The following is a 366-nucleotide window of genomic DNA, read 5'->3' on the forward strand; positions in this document are numbered from 1 at the left end:
CTGCATCGGCTTCTGTGCTGAGCACGTCTTCGGTGTCGGAAGAGATCCTGCGGGACAAGTCGATTCTCTTTTTCAAAAAATTGCTATCGACCGTCCTGAAGATGCCGACGGCCCGCATCGAAGCGGATGCGCCGCTGGAGGACTATGGCATTGATTCGATCATGGTCATGCAGATGACCAACCAGCTGGAAAAAGCGTTCGGTTCGCTGCCGAAGACCTTGTTCTTCGAATATCAGAACATCGAAGACCTGACCGGGTACTTCATCGACTCCTATCCGGAGCCGATGAAAAAGCTGCTCGGGGTCGAGGTGCCGACAGATCAGCCGACTCCGGCAGCCGCTGAGCCGGTTGCCGCAGCCGAGCCGA

Annotated in this window: 1 protein-coding gene; it reads left to right on the forward strand. The window is 56.6% G+C overall.

Going from position 1 to position 366, the window contains the following annotated elements; all coding sequences use genetic code 11:
* The coding region (locus L696_RS28695; RefSeq protein WP_155985415.1) for an acyl carrier protein at positions 1-366 on the forward strand (366 nt) is incomplete at both ends.

The sequence above is a fragment of the Paenibacillus maysiensis genome, assembly GCF_000520815.1.
GTDB lineage: Bacteria > Bacillota > Bacilli > Paenibacillales > Paenibacillaceae > Paenibacillus > Paenibacillus maysiensis.